The organism is Bailinhaonella thermotolerans (genome assembly GCF_003594875.1).
Classification (GTDB): Bacteria; Actinomycetota; Actinomycetes; order Streptosporangiales; family Streptosporangiaceae; genus Bailinhaonella; species Bailinhaonella thermotolerans.
Genome location: NZ_QZEY01000002.1, coordinates 25328 through 44773 on the forward strand (window position 1 = coordinate 25328; position 19446 = coordinate 44773).

16 protein-coding genes and 1 pseudogene are annotated in these 19446 nt (G+C 74.3%); 3 read left to right on the top strand and 14 right to left on the bottom strand.

What is annotated here, in order from left to right; genetic code table 11:
- Nucleotides 1-104: 104 nt before the first annotated feature.
- Both D5H75_RS42705 and D5H75_RS05360 read right to left on the bottom strand, forming a co-directional pair.
- Nucleotides 105-701: pseudogene (locus D5H75_RS42705) on the bottom strand (flavin-containing monooxygenase); the annotation flags it as partial.
- A complete protein-coding gene (locus D5H75_RS05360) occupies nucleotides 692-2488 on the bottom strand; it encodes a hydroxysqualene dehydroxylase (protein WP_202637858.1) in 1797 nt (598 codons plus the stop codon). The gene D5H75_RS05360 and the pseudogene D5H75_RS42705, both read right to left, overlap by 10 nt.
- Nucleotides 2489-2603: 115 nt before the next feature.
- Here D5H75_RS05360 and D5H75_RS05365 point away from each other — a divergent pair, with 115 nt between their 5' ends.
- A complete protein-coding gene (locus tag D5H75_RS05365; protein WP_119925259.1) occupies nucleotides 2604-3257 on the top strand; it encodes a TetR/AcrR family transcriptional regulator in 654 nt (217 codons plus the stop codon).
- Between the two features lie 82 nt (nucleotides 3258-3339).
- On the opposite strand, the gene D5H75_RS05370 is transcribed toward D5H75_RS05365, so the two are convergent.
- The 10 genes from D5H75_RS05370 to D5H75_RS05415 all read right to left on the bottom strand — a co-directional run bounded on the left by D5H75_RS05370 (nucleotide 3340) and on the right by D5H75_RS05415 (nucleotide 14961).
- Nucleotides 3340-4905, bottom strand: coding sequence for an ABC transporter ATP-binding protein (locus tag D5H75_RS05370; protein ID WP_119925260.1), 1566 nt, complete (start codon nucleotides 4903-4905; stop codon nucleotides 3340-3342).
- A 37-nt stretch (nucleotides 4906-4942) separates the two neighbouring features.
- Nucleotides 4943-5797: an ABC transporter permease gene (locus D5H75_RS05375; protein WP_340137749.1), complete on the bottom strand. Its 855-nt coding sequence runs from the start codon at nucleotides 5795-5797 to the stop codon at nucleotides 4943-4945.
- Nucleotides 5790-6764, bottom strand: coding sequence for an ABC transporter permease (locus tag D5H75_RS05380; protein WP_242454000.1), 975 nt, complete (start codon nucleotides 6762-6764; stop codon nucleotides 5790-5792). The genes D5H75_RS05375 and D5H75_RS05380 overlap by 8 nt, the downstream gene beginning before the upstream one ends.
- 31 nt (nucleotides 6765-6795) lie before the next feature.
- Nucleotides 6796-8391 (bottom strand): ABC transporter substrate-binding protein, encoded by a 1596-nt coding sequence (locus D5H75_RS05385; RefSeq protein ID WP_119925261.1) that lies wholly within the window; start codon nucleotides 8389-8391, stop codon nucleotides 6796-6798.
- Between the two features lie 108 nt (nucleotides 8392-8499).
- Nucleotides 8500-9756 carry an endolytic transglycosylase MltG gene (gene mltG / locus D5H75_RS05390; protein ID WP_147425068.1) on the bottom strand — a complete coding sequence of 419 codons (1257 nt, stop codon included), beginning with the start codon at nucleotides 9754-9756 and terminating at the stop codon, nucleotides 8500-8502.
- Nucleotides 9753-10211, bottom strand: a complete 459-nt coding sequence (ruvX, locus tag D5H75_RS05395) for a Holliday junction resolvase RuvX (RefSeq protein ID WP_119925263.1) — start codon at nucleotides 10209-10211, stop codon at nucleotides 9753-9755. Before ruvX ends, mltG begins: the two co-directional genes overlap by 4 nt.
- A 29-nt stretch (nucleotides 10212-10240) precedes the next feature.
- The gene (gene alaS / locus D5H75_RS05400) at nucleotides 10241-12931 is read right to left on the bottom strand and encodes an alanine--tRNA ligase (protein ID WP_119925264.1); all 2691 of its coding nucleotides are present in this window, start codon (nucleotides 12929-12931) and stop codon (nucleotides 10241-10243) included.
- 1 nt (nucleotide 12932) lies between these two features.
- Nucleotides 12933-13202 carry a hypothetical protein gene (locus D5H75_RS05405; RefSeq protein WP_119925265.1) on the bottom strand — a complete coding sequence of 90 codons (270 nt, stop codon included), beginning with the start codon at nucleotides 13200-13202 and terminating at the stop codon, nucleotides 12933-12935.
- On the bottom strand, nucleotides 13199-13693 hold the full coding sequence (locus D5H75_RS05410; RefSeq protein WP_119925266.1) for a DUF948 domain-containing protein: 495 nt from the start codon (nucleotides 13691-13693) through the stop codon (nucleotides 13199-13201). The genes D5H75_RS05405 and D5H75_RS05410 overlap by 4 nt, the downstream gene beginning before the upstream one ends.
- Before the next feature lie 413 nt (nucleotides 13694-14106).
- Nucleotides 14107-14961, bottom strand: coding sequence for an oxygenase MpaB family protein (locus tag D5H75_RS05415; protein ID WP_119925267.1), 855 nt, complete (start codon nucleotides 14959-14961; stop codon nucleotides 14107-14109).
- Between the two features lie 139 nt (nucleotides 14962-15100).
- Here D5H75_RS05415 and D5H75_RS05420 point away from each other — a divergent pair, with 139 nt between their 5' ends.
- The gene (locus D5H75_RS05420; RefSeq protein WP_119925268.1) at nucleotides 15101-16060 is read left to right on the top strand and encodes a LysR substrate-binding domain-containing protein; all 960 of its coding nucleotides are present in this window, start codon (nucleotides 15101-15103) and stop codon (nucleotides 16058-16060) included.
- Here the strand turns inward: D5H75_RS05420 and D5H75_RS05425 are convergent.
- Nucleotides 16011-16931: an alpha/beta hydrolase gene (locus D5H75_RS05425; protein ID WP_242454001.1), complete on the bottom strand. Its 921-nt coding sequence runs from the start codon at nucleotides 16929-16931 to the stop codon at nucleotides 16011-16013. The genes D5H75_RS05420 and D5H75_RS05425 overlap by 50 nt on opposite strands.
- On the bottom strand, nucleotides 16928-17743 hold the full coding sequence (locus D5H75_RS05430) for an alpha/beta fold hydrolase (RefSeq protein ID WP_119925269.1): 816 nt from the start codon (nucleotides 17741-17743) through the stop codon (nucleotides 16928-16930). Before D5H75_RS05430 ends, D5H75_RS05425 begins: the two co-directional genes overlap by 4 nt.
- Before the next feature lie 230 nt (nucleotides 17744-17973).
- Here D5H75_RS05430 and D5H75_RS05435 point away from each other — a divergent pair, with 230 nt between their 5' ends.
- Nucleotides 17974-19428 carry an amidohydrolase family protein gene (locus D5H75_RS05435; RefSeq protein WP_119925270.1) on the top strand — a complete coding sequence of 485 codons (1455 nt, stop codon included), beginning with the start codon at nucleotides 17974-17976 and terminating at the stop codon, nucleotides 19426-19428.
- The last annotated feature ends 18 nt before the right edge of the window (nucleotides 19429-19446 follow it).

Below are 19446 nucleotides of genomic sequence, written 5' to 3' on the forward strand. Positions count from 1 at the left end.
GCAGCGGGGGGCAGGGCGCGCAGCAGGCGGCGGGCCCAGGCCGGGTAGGGGAAGTCGGTCCTGGGCACGATCCAGGACGGTGTGCGCTGGAAGGTGTGCAGCGTCGCGGCCAGCGGCGCGACGCGCGGCACGAACTGGACGGCGGTGGACCCGTTGCCGATCACGGCGACGCGCCGCCCGGTCAGGTCGTGGTCGTGCCGCCAGCGCGCCGAGTGGAACCAGGTGCCGGCGAACGTCTCAAGGCCCGGCAGGTCGGGCGTCCTGGGCCGGTTGAGCTGCCCCTGCGCGCACACGACCACGTCGGCCTCGGTCTCGGCGAGGTCCCCGGCCGCGTCCCGCAGGGTCAGCCGCCACACGCCGCGGTCCTCCGCGAAGCGGGCCCGGGTGACCTCGGTGTTCAGCCGCAGGTGCGGGCGCAGGCCGTACGCCTGGGCGCAGCGCCGCAGGTAGGCCAGGATCTCCGGCTGCCCGGGGTAGCGGCGGGTCCAGCTCGTGGTGGGCGCGAAGGAGTAGGAGTACAGGTAGGACGGGACGTCGCAGCTCAGGCCGGGGTAGGTGGTGGCGAGCCAGGTGCCGCCGACGTCGGGGGCCTTCTCGTAGACCGTGAACGATCCGAGGCCGGCGGCCTTGAGCCGGATGGCCGTGCACAGGCCGCCGAACCCCGCCCCGATGATCGCCACGCGCGGGCCGGTCACGGCCACCGCGTGTCCAGGACGTCGAAGGCGTTGGGCAGCCCGAGCCGGTAGCGGAGGCGGTCGTCGCGCTTGGCCGCCTCGAACAGCGGCGAGCGGTGGAGCCGGTGGACCGGGCACCGCCCGGCGGTGGATCCGGCCGCGTCCAGCAGCGCGTTCACCGCCTGCCGCCCGCCCTGGCAGGCGCCCTCCATCGTGGTCACGTTGATGGGCGTGCGGACCCAGTCCCCGGCCAGGAACAGGTTCGGGATCGCGGTGCGGGACTCGGGGCGGTCCTTCCAGGAGCCGGGGTTCTGGATGAACAGCGGCTCGTCGTTGGCCACGCCGGGGGTGCCCGGGCCGGTGATGGCCGGGTCCAGGAACCACGAGTGCAGCATGGCGTCGGTGAGGACGGTCCGGCCGCCGTCGTTGAGGTGGGCCTTGATCTGCTCCCAGGCCTCCTCGGCGATCTCGGCGGGGGTGCAGTCGCGGGCCCTCTTGCGGTTGAAGTCCCCCGGCGTGAACCAGTCGGAGATGATCGTGGACAGGCAGTCGGCGACCGCGCCGTCGCCGTACGACCGAAGGTCCCGGGCCCAGAACTGGGCCTGGCTGATCGAGGTGATCGCCCAGCCGGAGTCCACGAAGTTGACGTGGCCGGGGGTGAGGGGGACCTCCTCGCGCAGGTAGAACATCAGGCCGTTCATCCAGTCCTGGCGCAGGCGGGCGATGCCGGCCAGCGCCGGGTCGGCTTCCAGGACGGCCGGGGTCATCAGCCTGGCGGCGCGCTCGCAGGGCAGGGCGGCGACGTACCAGTCGGCCTCGATCCGCTGGGCCGCCCCGCGCCCGTCGCGGGCGGTGGCGCCGGTGATCCCGCCGCCGCCGACGGTGAGGCCGTCCACGGTCCAGCCGACCTGGAAGCGGACGCCCTGCCGGCCCAGGTGGGCGATCCAGGGGTCGAGCCACATCTCGCCGGTGGAGCCGGACAGGACGCGGTCCACCGAGCCGCCGGGCTCGTTGCCGATGCCCAGGATGCTCCAGGCGGTGGCCTCGCCGACCAGGGCGATGGAGTGGGTGCTGGCGTCCTTGGACTTGGTGGCGGCCAGGTTGCGGATCTGCCCGTCGGCCAGCAGCCTGTCGTACTCGGCCGAGAACCGGTCCGAGCGGATGAAGTCGGCCCAGGTGAGGTTCTCCCACTGGCCCAGCCGCCGCTCGTCGCAGCTCGTGAAGTACACCAGGACCTTCTGGGCGAAGAACGCGGCCTCGTGGAGCGGCAGCCGCAGCAGCGTCTGCACCCCGCTGGTGATGGTGTTGACCAGCGTGCCCGGGGTGTAGATCGGCGGGTCCGGCGGCAGCGGGAACGGGAAGGGCGCCGTCAGGTCCGGGCGGCCCCGGCGGGACATCAGGTACGACGTGGCGCGGGTGAGGTTGCCCCAGCAGCCCTGCTCGTTCCCGGGGTACGGCGTGCGCCGCATCGTGTCGGTGAGGTCGAAGTAGAAGCCGGGGAAGAACCGGAACCCGTGCTCGCCCGGCAGTTCCGGGCGGCCGGCCCGGCCGCTGCCCGGGACCGGGACGCTGCGCGCCTTGCCGCCCAGCGCCTTGCGCTCGTACACCGTGACGTCGAACCCGCGCTCGGCCAGCTCGTGCGCCGCCGACAGGCCCGCGACGCCGCCGCCGAGCACGGCCACCCGCCGCCCGGCGGTCCTCGCCGCCGTCTTCCGGCCGGCCAGGGCCGGCGCCGTTCCCCCGAGGACGCCCGTGGACGCGGCCGCTCCGGCCGCCGCCATGCGCAGGACGTCCCTGCGCGTCCTCTCACCCATCTCGCCTCCCAGACGTGAGTGTCTGCCGAGATTCGTAACACGTTATTGGCGGCCCGCCAATAGCCGTTGGCGTACTGTCAGCAAGGGGTGCCCAGGCGGCGACGGGAGGAGAATCATGGGTGTGGAACGGATGGATCCCGGCGACCGCCGGCGGCAGATCCTCGCGCGGGCCCGGACGTTGTTCCGCGAGCGCCCCTACAGCGAGGTGTCCACCACCGAGATCGCCGCGGCGGCCGGGGTCAGCCGGGCCCTGCTCAACCACTATTTCGGCACCAAGCGCGATCTCTACCTCGCCGCCGTCACCGAGATGCTGGCCGTGCCCCCGGTGCCCGTGCCGGAGTACGTCCCGGGGGCGAGCGTGCGCGAGCGGGCCTGCCAGAGCATCGAGGGCTGGCTCGAACTGCTCGAACGCAACCGGGAGACGTGGCTGGCGGCGGTCGGGGCCGACGGCATGGGGCGCGACCCGGAGCTGGAGGAGGTCGTGGACGCCGCCCGCGACCGCGTGGTGGACCACATCGTGCAGGTCGTCGGCCTGGGGCCGTACGCCCGCGAGCACCCGGAGGTGCGCGCGCTGCTGCGGGGGTTCGGCGGGATGGCCGAGGCGGCCTCACGCGAATGGCTGGTCCGCGGCCGGCTCACCCGCCGCCAGGTCCACGTCTTCCTGGAGGAGACCCTGCTGCGCGTGCTGGCCGACATCCTCCCGCGCGTCATCGAGGACGACCACGAGATGGCCCCCTCCCCCGGCCTCCCCTGGCCCTCGCACACCTAGCCCCGGCCGCGCCTCCGTGGCCCCGCCCCGGCCGCCGCGCCCCCGTGGCCGCGGCCGGGGCCCCCGCGCGCCCCGGTCCCGCTCACAGGGCGGGCTGGGGCAGCTCGCCGGGGAGGGCGGGGGTGGCGTCGAGGAGGGCCCGGGTGGCCGGGTGGGCGGCCGCGGACAGGTCGGTCAGGTCCTCGGCGACCAGGCCGTCCTGGAGCACCACCACCCGGTCGGCCACGCGCCGGGCCACCCGCAGGTCGTGGGTGACGAACACCAGGCTCGCGCCCTCCTCGCGCCGCAGGTCCGCCAGCAGGCGCAGGATGCGCTCCTGCACCAGCACGTCCAGCCCGCTCGTGGGCTCGTCGGCGAGCAGCGCGCGGGGGCCGCCGGCCAGGGCCCGGGCGAGCGCGACCCGCTGGCGCTCGCCGCCGGACAGGGTCGCCGGCCTGCGCCCGGCCATCGCCGGGTCCAGCCCGACCCGGGCCAGCAGCGACGGGTCCCCGCCCGCCTCCCCGATCACGCGCCGCACGTCGTAGCGGGGGTCGAAGGAGGCCAGCGCGTCCTGGAACACCAGCCCCATCGCGCGCCGCGCCGCCCGCCGGTCCCGCTCGCGGCCGGCCCACACGTCGCGCCCGTCGAAGAGCACCCGCCCGGCCTCCGGCCGGTCCAGCGCCGCGAGCGCCCCGACCAGGGTGGACTTGCCGGACCCGCTGCGGCCCACGATCGCGACGGCCTCGCCGGGGGCCACCGCCAGGTCCACGCCGTCCAGCGCCACCGTGGTCCGGCCGCGCCCGCGCAGCACCCGCCGCACCCCCTCGGCCGCCAGCGGCGCCCCGCCGGTCCCAGCGCCCGCCGCCGTACGGCCCGGCCCCGCCGTACGGCCCGGCCCCGCCGTACGGCCCGGCTCCGCAGGAGCGGCGGGGGCTCCGAGGGCGGCGGCCTCGACGAGGGCGCGGGTCAGCGGGTCGGCGGGGGCGGCGAGGACCTCGGCCGCCGGCCCGTGCTCGGCGACGCGGCCGTCGCGCAGCACCGCCAGCTCGTCGGCCCAGCGCCCGGCCACCGCCAGGTCGTGGGTGATGAGCAGGACCGCCCGGCCGGACTCGGCGGCCTGGGCGCGCACCGCGTCCAGCACCTCGGCCTGGGTGACCGGGTCCAGCGCGGTGGTGATCTCGTCGGCCACCAGGACCCGCGGGTCGAGCACCGTGGCCAGCGCGAGCGCCACGCGCTGCGCCTGCCCGCCGGACAGCTCGAAGGGGTAGGCGTCCCACAGCCGCCCCGGGTCGGGCAGCCCGGCCCGCTCCAGCGCCGCCACCCCGAGCGCGCGCGCGTCGCCGCCCCCGTGGGCGGCCACGGTCTCGGCCAGGTGCCGCCCGATCGTCACGGTCGGGTTGAGGCTGGCGGCGGCCTCCTGGAACACGAACCCGATCTGGCGGCCGGGCCCGGGCCGGATCTCCCCCGACACGCGCACCCCGTCGCGCCGCAGCCCGGCGATCGCCCGCGCGGTCAGGCTCTTGCCGCTCCCGCTCGGGCCGGCCAGCGCCAGCACCCTCCCCGGCGCCAGCTCCAGGTCCAGCCCGTCGATCACGCGCCGCCCGCCGGCCTCGATCGCCAGCCCGCGCACCGACAGGCCGCCGCCCGCGGCCTCCCCCCTGCGGCTCATCGCCCGGCTCCCCTCGCTCCGCGCCGCCCCGCCCGCCTCACCAGGCCCGCCCGTCGGCGGGCGCCACGGCGTTGGCCAGGACGTTGACGGCGATGATGACGATCACGATCGCGGCGGCCGGGTAGGCGACGGTGTACCACTCGCCGGTGAGCAGGTGCGCCTTGGTCTCGGTGAGCAGGTTGCCCCAGCTCGGCCGGTTGGGCGGGATGCCCAGGCCCAGGAAGCTCAGCGTGGACTCGGTCAGTACGGCGTGCCCGACCTCGAACGCGGCGATCGAGGCCACCGGCGGCAGCGCCCCCGGCAGCAGATGGCGCCGGAACACCTGGGCGCCGCTGAGCCCCAGGCCGTACGCGGCGCGGATGTACAGGCGCTCGCGCTGGCTGCGCAGCTCGGCCCGGGCGATCAGGGCCACCGGCATCCAGCTCGTGACCGCCACGGCCACGATCACCGTGGCGAGCGATGGCCCGGCCACGGCGGCCAGCGCCAGCGTCACGATCAGCATCGGCAGCGACAGCAGCATGTCGGCGGCCCGCGCGATCAGCGAGTCCAGCCAGCGCGGCCCGGCGGCGGCCGCCGCGCCCAGCAGCGTGCCGAGCACCACGGTCATCGCGGCGGCGGCCAGCCCCACCAGCAGCGAGGTGCGCCCGCCGTACAGCAGCCCGGCCAGCAGGTCCCGCCCGAGCAGGTCGGTGCCCAGCGGGTGCCCGGGCGAGCCGGGCGGCAGCGCCGTGGCCGCCGTGTCGGTGGCGATCGGGTCGTACGGCGTGAGCAGCGGCGCCGCCACGGCCGCCAGCCCCATCACCGCGAGCACGAGCGCCGCGGCGGCGATGGCGGGACGGCGCGGCGCCAGCCGTACGGCCAGGAGGCCGCGCGGGCGGACGGCTTCAGCCACGGGGACTCCTGCGGATCCGGGGGTCGAGGCGGGCGACGGCCAGCTCGCCCAGGAGGTTGGCCAGCACAACGACCACGCCGGTCACGAGCACGACCGCGACCAGGACGGGGTAGTCGTGGGAGCGGGCGGCCTCGATGGCCTGCCGGCCGACGCCGGGCCAGGAGAAGATCACCTCGGTGGCGTAGGCGCCCGCGATGAGCCCGCCGACGCCCACGCCCAGGCGGGCGGTGAACGGCACCAGGCCGGGCCGCAGCAGGTGGCGCGTGGTCACGGTCCAGCGGGACAGGCCGCGCACGCGGGCGTTCTCCACGTGCGGGGCGTCCCGCAGCCGGCCCACGCCGGACTGGATCAGCCGGACGTACGTGCCGAAGTGGTGCCCGAAGGTCAGCGCCAGCGCCGGCAGCGCCAGGTACGTCAGGACGACGCCGGGCGTGAGCGGCTCGCCGGGGCGGCCCAGCCCGCCGGAGGGCAGGACCCGCCACACGGCGGCGAACAGGTAGAGCAGCAGCAGGGCGCTGACGAAGCCGGGCATGCCCCCGAGGACGAACATCGCCGTCTCGATGCCCCGCCGCAGCCAGGCCCGCCGCGTGAGCGCCGCCACCAGGCCCACCGCGACCGCCCCGAGCACGCTCAGCACGGTGGCCGCCCCGGTGAGCAGCAGCGTCCACGGCACCGTGTCGGCCAGCGTCTCGCTGACCGGGCGGCCGGTGAGGTAGGAGACGCCGAAGTCGCCGCGCAGCGCGTCCCCGGCCCAGCGGGCGTACCGCGCGGGCAGGGGGTCGTCCAGGCCCATCTCGGCGCGCAGCGCGGCGACCGCGGCGGCCGGGACCGGGCGGCCGCCGTTGCGGGCCTCCAGGATCTCGGCCGCCGGGTCGCCCGGCGCCAGGCTCACCAGGCCGAAGCACAGGACCGACAGGGCGGCGACGACCAGCAGCGACGTCGCCGCCCTGACCGCGAGGAACCTCACGACGGCCTCGCGGCGCTCAGCGGGCCGGTGGTCACGAGGCGTTCCGGCGCCACTTCTCGGCGTTCCAGAAGAAGCCGTACCCGTGGTGGCCGAGCGTGCGCCGCTGCGGGCCGGTCATGTCGGCCGGGACCACGTTGAGGGTCTGCAGGTAGGCGATCCACACGAACGGCGGGTCGTCGGCCAGCGCCTTCTGGAACCGCTCGTAGGCCGCGCGCCGCTTGCCCTCGTCCATGGTGGAGCGGGCCTCCTCCAGGGCCTTGTCCACCTCGGGGTTGGCGTACTCCCCGAAGTTGGACCCGCCCTTGCTCAGCGCCTCGGAGGAGTGGAACGGCCCGTAGACCGAGGAGTCCGGGTCGTACGGCGTGCCCCAGCCGACCACGAACGACTGCTGCCCGGCCCAGTTCTTGCGGACCTGGTCGCGCGGCCTGGGCATCGGCACCACGTCGAAGCCCTGCGCCTTGAGCTGGGTGGCGGCCACGTTGAGGATGGCCACGCGCAGCGACTCCTCGGCGAAGGTGCTCAGCTCGAACCGGACCGGCTTGCCGTCCTTGGCCCAGATCCCGTTCGCGTCCTTCGCGTAGCCGGCCTCGGTCATCAGCGAGGTCACCTTGGCCGGGTCGAAGGTGTACGGCGTGGCGGCGGCGTAGGGGCTCTCGTCGAGGGGGCCCGAGGCGGGCTTGCCGTACCCCAGGACGACGCTCTTGACGATGGCGTCGCGGTCCACGGCGTGGTTGAGCGCCTGGCGCAGCTTCTTGTCGCCGAAGACGGGGAACTTGAAGTTGAGCATGAGGGCCCGGTAGTCGGCGGTCGGGTAGACCTCGGTGCGCAGGTTCGCCAGGCCCTTGACCTTGGCGGCCTGCTGCGGGGCGATGTTGGCGCCGTCCACCTCGCCGCCGGTGAGCTGCACGAGCCGGGCGGTGTCGTCCGGGACGTACTTGATGACGATCTTGCCGAGGCCGGGCCGGCCCTCGTAGTAGCCGTCGAAGGCGGCCAGCTCGGCGTACTGCCCGTGCTTCCAGGTGACCAGCTTGAACGGGCCCGCGCCCACCGGGGCCCGGCCGTAGGCCGGGTCGGTGACCTTCTTGCCTTCCAGCAGGTGCCGGGGCAGCAGGCCGACCGACAGCGAGTGCAGCATCGGCGCGAACGGGCGGTCCAGCGTGAGCTTGACCGTCGTCTCGTCCGGGGTCTCCACGCCCGTGACGGTGCGGAAGTTGCGCGACAGCGGCGCGTCGGTGCCGGCGTCACGCACGGTCTCGATCGTGAACTTGGCGTCGGCCGAGGTCAGCGGCTTGCCGTCGTGCCAGGTCAGGCCCTTGCGCAGGGTGAAGGTGTAGGACTTGCCGTCCTCGGAGACCCGCCAGGACTCGGCCAGGCCCGGCACCACCTTGTTGTCGGCGTCGTGCCGGGTCAGGCCGCGGAAGACGAGCTCGGTCACCGGGTCGGTGTGCTCGTCCTGCAGGACCGGGTTGAGCGTCTCGGGCTCGTCCCCGATGGCGTAGGTGAACGACCCGGACGCGGCGCCTGCGCCGCCCGCCTGGGCGGGCCGCCCGCCCGGGGCCGCCTGGCCGCACCCGGCGGCCAGCAGGGCGGTGGCCACGGCGCCGATCACGAGCTTGGGTATCCGCATGCTGCTCCTTGTTGCAACTCTTTCGCAATAAGAGCGTACAGGCAGGTCCCGGACACATGTGATCGCCCCCGGCCCTGCGGGGCACGGGGGCGATCGGCGCTCCGGCGGTCAGCCGCCCGGGGTGCCCCGGGTGTTGCGGTTGAGCTCCTGGATGTTGCGCTGGTGCTGGTTCCAGTCGTGGGTGAACTTGGTGATCCCGCGCTGGGGGTCCGTCGTCACGAAGTACAGCCAGTTGCCCGCCGCCGGGTTCAGCGCCGCCTTCAGCGCGTCCTCCCCCGGATTCGTGATCGCGCCCGGCGGCAGCCCCTTGTACTTGTAGGTGTTGTACGGCGAGTCCACCTGGGTGTCGCTGTGCGACGCGCGGATGCCGTACTTGCCCGTGGCGTACATGACGGTGCTGTCCATCTCCAGCTTCTGCGGCGGCGTGGTCCGCGCGAGCCGGTTGTAGATCACCCGGGCGATCTTGCCCATGTCCTCCTTGCGGCCCGCCTCGGCCTGCACGATGCTCGCCACCACGACCACCTGCTCGGGCTTCAGCTTCACCCGCTTGGCCCCCTCGACCAGGTCGAGGTTCTCCGCCGCCTGGTCGAACCGCTTGACCATGTCCCGCAGGATGTCCTTGGGGGTCTCCTTGGGCTCGATCTCGTAGGTGTCGGGGAAGGCGTACCCCTCCAGCCGCCTGGCGTACGACGGCAGCCCCAGCCCCGCCCGCGACTGGGCGGCCCGCTTGAACTCCTCCTCGGGCTTGCCGGTCTGCTCGGCCAGGATCTTCACGACCTGGGCCAGGCGCTTGCCCTCGGGGATGGTCACCATGATGCGCTGGCGCAGCTTGGGATCGAGCGCCTTGACCGCCTCGGCCGCCGCCATGCGCTTGCGCAGCTTGTACTCACCCGGCTGCAGCGCCGAGCCCATGCTGGCCTGGTCCACCGCGCGCGTGAACGCCCGCACACTCGCCACCACGTCCTGCTTGACCAGGTTCTGCCCGATCTGGGTGGCGTTCTCCTTGGGCTTGATCGTGAACGCGACCTCACCCGTGCCCGCGCCCTCGTAGTCCGGCGGCACCACGTAGGTCGTCAGGAACTTGTACCCGCCGTACCCGGCGCCGCCGAGGATGGCCAGCAGCACCACGATCGCGATGAACGGCGCGATCCCGCCGCGTTTGCGCCGCCGCCGCCGGCCCCGCCGCCCGTTCCGGCCGCCGTTGCCGCCACCGCGGCCGTTCCCGCCGTTGCGGGGCGGGTCGTACGGCTCGCGCGCGTCGCCGCGCGGGCCGCGGCCGCGGGACCGGCCCGACCGCCCCCGCGATCTGCGCGCGGGCGGCTCGTCGTCCTCATCCCGCAGGAACCCGAGACCCATGTCGCTCATCGGGTCACCTGGACGATCTCCCCAAGCGGACGGCCGGTCGACCGTTCCGCGTCGAGTGCGGTCTGCAGCAGCACGACCGCCGCCGCTTGATCGACGACCTTACGCCGGTCCCTGCCCTTGACGCCACTGGCACGCAGTGACGCCTCGGCACTGACCGTGCTCAGGCGTTCGTCCACCAGCCGCACGGGCAGCGGGTCGAGCCGCGCCGCCACGGCGGCGGCGAACTCGCGCGCGGCCGCGGCGGCCGGGCCTTCCCTGCCCGACAGCGAGGCGGGCAAACCCACCAGCGCCTCGACCGCGTCGTACTCGGCCGCGATGGCCGCGATCCGGTCCACGTCGCCGCGCCCGCGCGGGACGGTCTCGACGGGCACCGCGAGCAACCCCGAAGGGTCGCTGCGGGCCACGCCGATCCGCACGCTGCCTACGTCGACGCCGAGCCTCGTGCCGTGTCTCACTCGCTCCTCGAGTCCTCGAACCGGTCCGGTCAGGCGCCCACGCGCTGACCGATGACCTCCTCGACGGCACGAAGCGCGTCTCCGATGGCCTCCGGGCGAGCGCCGCCGCCCTGGGCGACGTCGTCCTTGCCGCCGCCGCCGCCGCCGAGAGCCTTGGCCGCGACACCGACCAGCTCACCGGCCTTGAGCATACGGGACCTTCCGGACTCGTTCACCGCCGCGACGACCACCGGGCGGTCCTTGGGGACGCCCGCCACGACCACCACGGCCGGGCGGTCCGCCGGGAAGCGCCCACGCACGTCCAGCGCGAGCTTGCGCAGGTCGTCGGCGCCGATCCCGTCGCCGACCCGGTGCGTCACCACGGCCACGCCGTTCACGTCGGCGGCCTTGTCCGCCAGCTCGCCGGCCATCGCCAGCACCTGCGCCGAGCGCAGCCGCTCCAGCTCCTTCTCGGCCGCGCGCAGCCGGGAGACGATCCCCTCGACCCGCTCGGGCAGCTCCTCGCGCCGGACCTTCAGCGCGTCGCTGATCTGCGAGACCAGCACGCTCTCCCGCGCCAGGAAGCGGAACGCGTCCCCGCCGACCAGCGCCTCGACCCGCCGCACGCCCGCGCCGATCGAGGACTCGCCCAGCACCTTGACCAGGCCGAGCTGGCCCGACCGCGCCACGTGCGTGCCACCGCACAGCTCACGGGAGTAGTCGCCGATCTCGACGACCCGGACCTCCTCGCCGTACTTCTCGCCGAACATGGCCAGCGCGCCCATCGCCCGCGCCTCGGACTGGGACATCACCGACGCCCGCACCTCGTAGTCGCGGATCAGGACCTCGTTGACCTCCTGCTCCACGTCCCGCAGCACCGAGGCGGGCACCGCGCCCGGGGAGGTGAAGTCGAAGCGGAACCGGCCCGGGGAGTTCTCCGAGCCCGCCTGCGCGGCCGACTCGCCCAGCGCCCGCCGGAACCCCGCGTGGACCAGGTGGGTCGCCGAGTGCGAACGGGAGATCGCCCGCCGACGCTCCACGTCGATCTCGGCCAGGACCTGGTCGCCCACGTGGACCACGCCGTCGCGCACCTTGCCCCTGTGCACCACCAGCCCGGTGATCGGCGACTGGACGTCCACGACTTCGATCACCGCGCCCGAGTGCGTGCGGATCACGCCCTGGTCGGCGAGCTGGCCACCGCCCTCGGCGTAGAACGGGGTGCGGTCGAGCACGACCTCCACGTCGCCCTCGCCCACCGCCGGCTGCCCGAGACCGCCGGCCAGCAGGCCCACGATCGACGCCTCGGCCGAGACCATGTCATAGCCGAGGAACAGCGAGTTGCCGTGCGAGCCGAGGATGTCGGCGTAGGCGGTGATGTCGGCGTTGCCGCTCTTCTTCGCCGCCGCGTCGGCCTTGGCGCGCTGCCGCTGCTCGGCCATCAGCCGGCGGAAGCCCTCCTCGTCCACCGACAGGCCCTGCTCGGCCGCCATCTCCAGCGTGAGGTCGATGGGGAAGCCGTAGGTGTCGTGGAGCTGGAACGCCTGGTCGCCGCCCAGCGTCTTCGCGCCCTTGCGCTTGGTCTCCTCCGCCGCCGCGTCGAAGATCGCCGTGCCGGTGCGCAGCGTGGACAGGAACGACGCCTCCTCGGCGTCGATCACCGTGTGGATGCGGCCCGCGTCGGTCCGCAGCTCGGAGTACTGCTCGCCCAGCGCCGCGATCGCCGTGTCGGTCAGCTCGTGCATGTACCGGTCGTCGCCCGCGCCCAGCAGGCGCAGGTTGCGGATCGCCCGGCGCAGGATGCGGCGCAGCACGTAGCCGCGGCCCTCGTTGCCCGGCATCACGCCGTCGTTGACCAGCATCACGCCCGAGCGGACGTGGTCGGCCACCACCCGCAGCGACACGTCGGCGCGCGCGTCCCGGCCGTACCGGGTGTGGGTCAGCTCCGCCGCCCGGTCCAGGATCTTGTACGTCGTGTCGATCTCGTAGATGTTGTCGACGCCCTGCAGGACCGCCGCCAGGCGCTCCAGGCCCATGCCGGTGTCGATGTTCTTGGCCGGCAGCTCCCCGAGGATCGGGTAACCCTCCTTGCCCGGGCCCGGGCCCCGCTCGTACTGCATGAACACCAGGTTCCACAGCTCGATGTAGCGGTTCTCGTCGGCGTTGGGCCCGCCCTCGCGGCCGTACTCCGGACCGCGGTCGAAGTAGATCTCCGAGCACGGCCCGCACGGCCCCGGCACACCCATCGACCAGAAGTTGTCGACCATGCCGCGGCGCTGGATGCGGTCCAGCGGCACGCCCACCTTCTTGTGCCAGATGTCCCGCGCCTCGGTGTCGATGACCTTCTCGTCGTCGCCGTAGACGGTCACCCACAGCTTGCTCTCGGGGATGCCGAACCCGCCCTCGGACTCGGGCCTGGTGAGCAGCTCCCAGCCGTAGGGGATCGCCTGCTCCTTGAAGTAGTCCCCGAAGGAGAAGTTCCCCAGCATCTGGAAGAACGTCGCGTGCCGCGTGGTCTTGCCGACCTCGTCGATGTCGGGCGTGCGCACGCACTTCTGCGCGCTGGCGGCCTTGGTGTAGGGCGGCTTCTGCTGGCCGAGGAAGTAGGGCTTGAACGGCACCATGCCCGCCGGCACCAGAAGCAGGGTCGGGTCCTCGGCGATCAGGTTGGCCGAGGGCACGACCGTGTGCCCGCGCTCCTCGAAGAAGCGCAGGAAGCGGCGTACGATCTCTGCCGACTCCATCTCAGCGGCCATCCTTTACGTCAGTCTCGGTGTTTTCGGGATATCCGGAGGTTCCGGTGGGAGGCGAGGGTAGCGCCTCCCGGAGTTCGAGTTCGTGCTCGCGCATCGCGGCCCGCACGTCCCCGGCGAGCAGGCGGAGGTCTCTCGCCCGGCCCACCGCCTGGTCCGCGGCCCGCTGGGCCAGGCTCCCCGGCGTCAGGGCCTGCAGCTTGCGCATCGTCCACACGGCGATCGCCGCGCCCAGGGACATGTAGAACAGGCGCCGGATCATCGCCGGCCCCCCGATCCGCGGACCTCGCCCCGGGGGGCGCCGGTAGCTCGCCCGCCCCTGGGCCCGGCGGCGATGGCGCGCCGGCCGGCCGGGATCCTCGGCTCGGGCACCGCCCGCACGCGCACCCGCCGCACCTCCGGCACGCGGCGGCCGGCCAGGGCCTCCCGCACTCCGTGCACGAACGCGGCGAGCTTGACCAGCGGGCCGGTGGCCACCGCCGAGACCAGCCCGGTCAGCCCGGCCATCGTGGCCGTCACACCCTTGACGTTGTGCGCGATGGCGTCGACCTGCACGAGCTGCCGGTTGGTCTCGGCCACCGTCATCGTCATGTCGTCGAGCAGCGGGGCGGCGCGCTCGCCCAGGTCCGACACCATCTTGGTGGTCTCGGTCAGCAGCCGCGCGAGCTTGACCAGCACGTAGGCAAGGAAGCTGACCAGAATCGCCCAGAACACGGCGACGATCAGGCCGACTACCTCTCCAGCGGTAAGCATGCTCGGATCCGTCCCCTCATAGGTGATCCCGGATCGGGTGGGTGGATCCACCGACCCTATCGTGTCTCGCCACATTCGATCGCGGCATATAACCCGCCCCGGCCCACACCGCCGCTCCCCCGCCCGCCCTTTGCCCGCTCTTGGCCCCCGCCAGACCCGCCCCCCGGCCGCGCCGCACCGCGCCCGCCGGCTCCCGGCCCGCCCTTCCCGCCGTACGGCTCACGCGGTCACGCGCCGTACGGCTCACGCGGCCTGCCGCCCTCGCGGCGTACGGCCCTCGGGGTACGGCCTCCGCCCGGCGGCCCGCCCGCGCCCTGGACGACGCCCGCCGCCCCCGCTCACGCCGTACGGCGGGCCCGGCCACGACCGGCGCGGACGGGCGGCGGGGACAGGCGGCGCGGGCGGCGGCGGGGTCAGGAGGCCAGGGGCAGGGACGGGGCCGCGGCCTCGCGCATGAGGCGGCGCGCCTCGCGGATCTCCGGGGACGCCAGCCGGGCCGGGATGCGCAGCGTGGCCCGCCGCAGGGCGCGCAGCGCGGCGGTGGCGCCCACGTCGGTCGCGGCGCTGCCCGGCGTGCCGTACATGGCCCGCGCCCACGGCGGGAGCGTGGCGAACGCGAGCGCGCCCAGCGCCGGCAGCGGGCCCAGCTTGAGCGGCAGCAGGACGCGCGGCAGCGGCGGGTTGAACGAGCGGCGCAGCCCCTCCCTGGCCTCGGCGCAGGCGTGCAGCCGCGGCCGCATCCCGTCGAAGAACGCGGCCAGCTCGGCCACGCTCCCGGGCGCCAGCGCCGGGTCCAGGCCGACCACCTCCGCCGAGCGGCGCTGCTCGTCGACGTACGCGTCCGCCTCGGCGTCGGTCAGCGGCACCCCGGCGCGGCGGGCGACGTCCAGATAGGAGTCGATCTCACCGCAGTGCACCCACAGCAGGTTCTCCGGGTCGTCCAGGCGGTAGATCTCGCCCGTGTCCGGGTCGAGCCCCCGCAGCCGCGCGTGGATCATCCGCACGCGCCGGGCGGCCCGCTCGACCTGCGCCCGCGTGCCGAACGTCCGCACGCCCACGAACGCGACCGTGCGCTGGAACCGCGACCAGGCGTGCTCGGGATCCATGAGCAGGGAGTTCTGGGCCGTGCCGCGCATCGTGCGCGGATGCAGCGCCTGGAGGTAGAGCGCCCGCACGCCCGCCACCCACAGGATCGGCTCGGTGTGCACCCGCCAGGTGACGGAGGAGGGCCCGTAGAGCCCGTCGCGCGGCGTCACGGTCAGTTCCATCGTCGCCTCCCGCCCATAGACGTTCCCTCACCCCCCGCTCCCCACACGAACCAGAGCGATCACGGCGATCTCCTCCTCCTATGACATTTCAGACGTACGGCCGGGCGGAGCCATGACCGGATCGTGATACCTGTGGGGAATGCGCACGATCGACCTCCTCAACGGCCGCCTCAAACTCCGGCACCTGGTCCTGGTGGCCGCCATCGCCGACCACGGCAGCGTGGTCCGCGCCGCCGAACACCTCCACCTCGCCCAGCCCGCCGCCACCCGCAGCCTGCGCGAGGTCGAGCGCATCCTGGGCGTCGAACTGTTCACCCGCGGCCCCCGCGGCATGGCCCCCACGGTCTTCGGCGAGGCCTTCTCCGCCCACGCCCGCTCCGTGCTCGCCGAACTCCGCCGCGCCGGCGAACGCATCGAGGGCCTGGCCGACGCCCGCGTCGGCACCGTCACCGTCGGCACCCTGCTCGCCGGCTCGAACGTGCTCCTCCCCCGCGCCATCGCCGCCCTCAAACGCGACCGCCCCGGCGTCCGCGTGGTGATCCGCGAAGCCACCTTCGACGTCCAGGTCCCCCGCCTGCTCGAAGGCGAGATCGACCTGATCCTGGGCCGCCTCAACCCCATCGAGGACCTCCCCGGGCTGCGCCAGATCACCCTGTACGGCGAGCCCGTGCGCCTGGTCGCCCGGCGCGGTCACCCGGCGGAGACCGCGAGCACCCTCGCCGACCTCCTCGCCCACCCCTGGGTCCTCCCCCTGGAGCAGACCTCCCTGCGCCGCGAACTGGAACAGGTCTTCCACGCCGCCGGCCTGCCGCTGCCCGCCGACGTGGTCGAGTGCACCTCGATCCTCACCGTCCGCACCCTGCTCCGCGACACCGACATGATCGCCGCCCTGCCCGAGCTCGTCGCCCGCACCGACGAGAACCTGGCCCCGCTCCCCGTCCCCCTCGAACACGTGCGCCGCCAGGTCGGCGTCACACTCCCGGCCCAGCGCCCCCTCACCCCCTCCGCCCACCTCATGCTCGACCACCTCCGCCGCGCAGCCGCCGAGATCATCCCCCCGCCGGCAGCGACCGCACCAGCCCCAGCAACGCCCGCGTGATCGCCGCCTCCCCGTCCGCCAGGTCGAGCACCACGTCATAGTGATCACGCCCCGCGCACACCAGCGGCTCCGCCCCCGCCCAGCGGCGCGCGAACCACCGCGACTGCTCCAGGAACCCCGGCCCGTCGTGCTCGGCCACCGCGACCACGGCCGGGCACTCCCGCCGCGGCAGCAACCCCGGGCTGAGCGCCGCCGCCCGCTCCAGGTCCAGCCCGAGCCACTCGTTGACGTACACCCGGGTGAGCGGGCGCAGATCGAACAGGCCACTGACCGGCATCCCCGCCTTGACCACGTCCGACGGCACGCCGAACCCCGCCTGCCAGCCGTCCGCCATCGCCATGCCCGCCAGATGCCCGCCCGCGGAACTGCCGCCCACCACGATCCGCTCCGGATCCAGCCCGAACCGGCTTCCGCGCCGGTACACCCAGGCCACCGCCGCCCGCACCTGCCGCACGATCTCCTCCAGCGTCACCGCCGGCGCCAGCGTGTAGTCGGGGACGACCGTCGCCACCCCCTCCCGGTCCAGCGCCCGCGCCATGAACGCCGAGTCCTCGCGGGACAGCGCCCGCCAGTACCCCCCGTGCAGGAAGACGAACACCGGGCGCGCCTCGCCGCCCCGCGCCCCCCACACGTCCAGCCGCTCCCCGCTCACCTCGTCGTACACCACCCCGGGGAACCCGGGCAGCCCGGCCACCGCCGCCTCCGACTCCGACCGGTACCGGCGCATGTGACGCGCGAACGACTCGGCACCGGCGCGGCGCCGCACGTTGTAGGCGTCGTCCAGTTCCTCGTCCGTGCCCCCGGCGAACACCCCGTCCCACGAGGACACCCCGTCCCCGGCGAACACGCCGCCCCCGGCCACCGCGCTCACCGCTCGCCCGCCGCCACGAACGCCGTGACGCGCTCGGCCACGGCCTCCGGCGACTCCAGCGTCGGGAAGTGCGTCCGGCCGCCCAGCCGATGCGGCTCGAACCACGGATCGCGCGCGGCGAACTCCTCCTGCGCCCGCAGGTAGGACTCCTCCCCCGGCTGGGAGAACAGGTGCGCGATCGGCCGCGGCCCGATCTCCCGCATGCGCTCGAGCGGAGACCCGTGCGTGGCGTACGCGTCCGCGATCACCCGGCAGGACAGCCGCCACAACTCCGGGTCGAACCCGGCCATCTCCTCGTCCAGATGACGCTTCACCGGCGGGCAGTCGGCCATCGCGAGCCAGGTGTCGAACAGCCCCTGCCGCCCCTCCCGCCACCGCTCCGGATCGGCGCCCAGCCGCAGCCCCTCCGCGAACTCCGGGGCGGGCCGCGTCAGCAGCCAGTCGATCACCACCGCGCGCGGCACGCGGCCGGTCCCGAGCCGGCCGCAGATCTCCAGGTTGGCCCAGCCCCCGTGCGAGGTCGAGACCGGCACCACCCGCTCCACGCCCAGCTCGTCCAGCAGCGCGATGACGTCCGACGCCTGCTCGGCCACGCCGAAGTCCCCCTCCAGCGTCCGGTCCGACCCGTGCGAACGCCAGTCGGCCCGGATCACCCGGTGGTCCCGCGCCAGGAGCGGCAGCACCAGGTCGAACAGCCGGTGGTCCTGGCACCAGCCGCTGAGCAGGAGCAGGGCCGGCCCCTCGGGGGCGCCCGCGGCCGGCTCGGTGATGTCGTAGTCGATCGGGCGGCCGTCGATGACCGTGGTCTTCATGTCCACTCCTCCAGGATTCCGGCCCCCAGCCTCCCGCCACCCGGCGGCGCGCATCCAATACCGCTTGCCGCCGCCGCTATCACCGGGCCGCTATAGCCGCCCGCCCGGGCCCCGCCCTTGCCGCCTGAGGTGCCGATATACCCGCCCGGGTATCCACCGGCCGCGAAACGGTATTACCGCGCCCCCGGGCGGGGGGAGAGCATGTGCCCTACTCACCCCCTGGAGGCAACATGGGCGCCGCCCGCACCGTCGTGACCGGCGGACACGTCATCAGCATGGACAACGACCTCGGCGACCTGCCCGGCGGGGCCGTCCTGATCGAGGACGACCGCATCGCGGCCGTGGCGCGCGACGCCGCCGAGTTCGCCGGCGTGGACGCCGAGGTCGTCGACGCCACCGGCGCGTTCGTGCTCCCCGGCATGGTCGACAGCCACCGGCACACCTGGATGTCGCTCATGCGCGCGATCTCCGCCGACATGTCCCTGCCGGAGTTCCTGGCCTCAACCTTCTACGGCACCGGCTCCATCCTCCAGGCCGGCGACCTCGGCACGGCCGCCCTGGTCGGCGCCGTCGAGGCGCTCGACGCCGGGGTGACCACGATCATGGACTGCTGCGACTGCGTGAACACGCCCGACCACGCCGAGGCCGCCGTGGACGGCCTGACCGAGGCCGGGATCCGCGCCGTCTACGCGTACGGCATGCAGGCGTACGACTTCCAGCCTCCCGGCTTCGCCGGCCACGCCGACCGGCTCAAGGACGCCGAGCGGCTGCGCTCCGCCCGCCTGGCCTCCGACGACGCCCTGATCCGGATGGGCATGCTGCTCAGCGACTTCGGCACGGTGCCGTTCGCGCACACCGCCGCCGAGATCCGGCTGGCCGGCGACCTCGGCCTGGTCGTCTCCTCCCACACCGCCGCCGCCACGACGTCGATCCTGCTCAAGGGCCTGCGCGAGCTGAACGACCACGGCCTGCTGCGGCCCGGCCACGTCCACATCCACTGCCCCGCCCTCAACGACCAGGAGTGGCGTCTGCTGGCCGGCACCGGCGCGAAGGTCACCATCGCGCCCGAGACGGAGATGCAGATGGGCATGGGCTTCCCGCCGTTCCGCGCCGCCGCCGAGGCCGGGATCGCGCCCGCCGTCAGCACCGACATCGTCTGCGTGGGCTCCGGGGACCTGTTCTCGCAGATGCGGCTCGGGCTCCAGTTCCAGCGCGCCCTGGACAACGCCGAGGTGCACCGCACCGGCACCATGCCCTTCTCGATCGGCCTGACCACGCGCGACGCCCTGGCCTGGGGCACCGTCAACGGCGCCGACACCCTGGGGATGGGGTCCCTGGTCGGCTCTCTCACACCGGGCAAGAAGGCCGACCTCATCGTGGTCCGGCCGCGGCTCGGGCTGGTGCCCTCCAGCCACCCGGTCGGGTCCGTCGTGCTCCAGTCCACCGCCGCCGACGTGGACACCGTCCTGGTGGACGGCCGGTTCCGCAAGCGCGACGGGCGGCTCGTCGGCGTGGACCTGACCGCGCTGCGCGGCCGCGCCGAGGCGTCCCTGTCGCGCGTCAGGGAGGCCACCGCCCGCCTCCCGAGGCACGGCACGGCCGAGATCGCCGGCTGGTTCGCCCAGGCCGAGCGCGCCGCGACCGCCCACTTCGGGGCGGCCTACAAGGACGGCGTGCCCGCCTGACGCTGATGGGTCTCCGGG

Coding starts and splice junctions, on each gene's coding strand:
- D5H75_RS05360 (WP_202637858.1), bottom strand. CDS start 2,488: ATGGGTGAGAGGACGCGCAGGGACGTCCTGCGCATGGCGGCGGCCGGA.
- D5H75_RS05365 (WP_119925259.1), top strand. CDS start 2,604: ATGGGTGTGGAACGGATGGATCCCGGCGACCGCCGGCGGCAGATCCTC.
- D5H75_RS05370 (WP_119925260.1), bottom strand. CDS start 4,905: ATGAGCCGCAGGGGGGAGGCCGCGGGCGGCGGCCTGTCGGTGCGCGGG.
- D5H75_RS05385 (WP_119925261.1), bottom strand. CDS start 8,391: ATGCGGATACCCAAGCTCGTGATCGGCGCCGTGGCCACCGCCCTGCTG.
- mltG (WP_147425068.1), bottom strand. CDS start 9,756: ATGAGCGACATGGGTCTCGGGTTCCTGCGGGATGAGGACGACGAGCCG.
- alaS (WP_119925264.1), bottom strand. CDS start 12,931: ATGGAGTCGGCAGAGATCGTACGCCGCTTCCTGCGCTTCTTCGAGGAG.
- D5H75_RS05405 (WP_119925265.1), bottom strand. CDS start 13,202: ATGATCCGGCGCCTGTTCTACATGTCCCTGGGCGCGGCGATCGCCGTG.
- D5H75_RS05410 (WP_119925266.1), bottom strand. CDS start 13,693: ATGCTTACCGCTGGAGAGGTAGTCGGCCTGATCGTCGCCGTGTTCTGG.
- D5H75_RS05415 (WP_119925267.1), bottom strand. CDS start 14,961: ATGGAACTGACCGTGACGCCGCGCGACGGGCTCTACGGGCCCTCCTCC.
- D5H75_RS05420 (WP_119925268.1), top strand. CDS start 15,101: ATGCGCACGATCGACCTCCTCAACGGCCGCCTCAAACTCCGGCACCTG.
- D5H75_RS05430 (WP_119925269.1), bottom strand. CDS start 17,743: ATGAAGACCACGGTCATCGACGGCCGCCCGATCGACTACGACATCACC.
- D5H75_RS05435 (WP_119925270.1), top strand. CDS start 17,974: ATGGGCGCCGCCCGCACCGTCGTGACCGGCGGACACGTCATCAGCATG.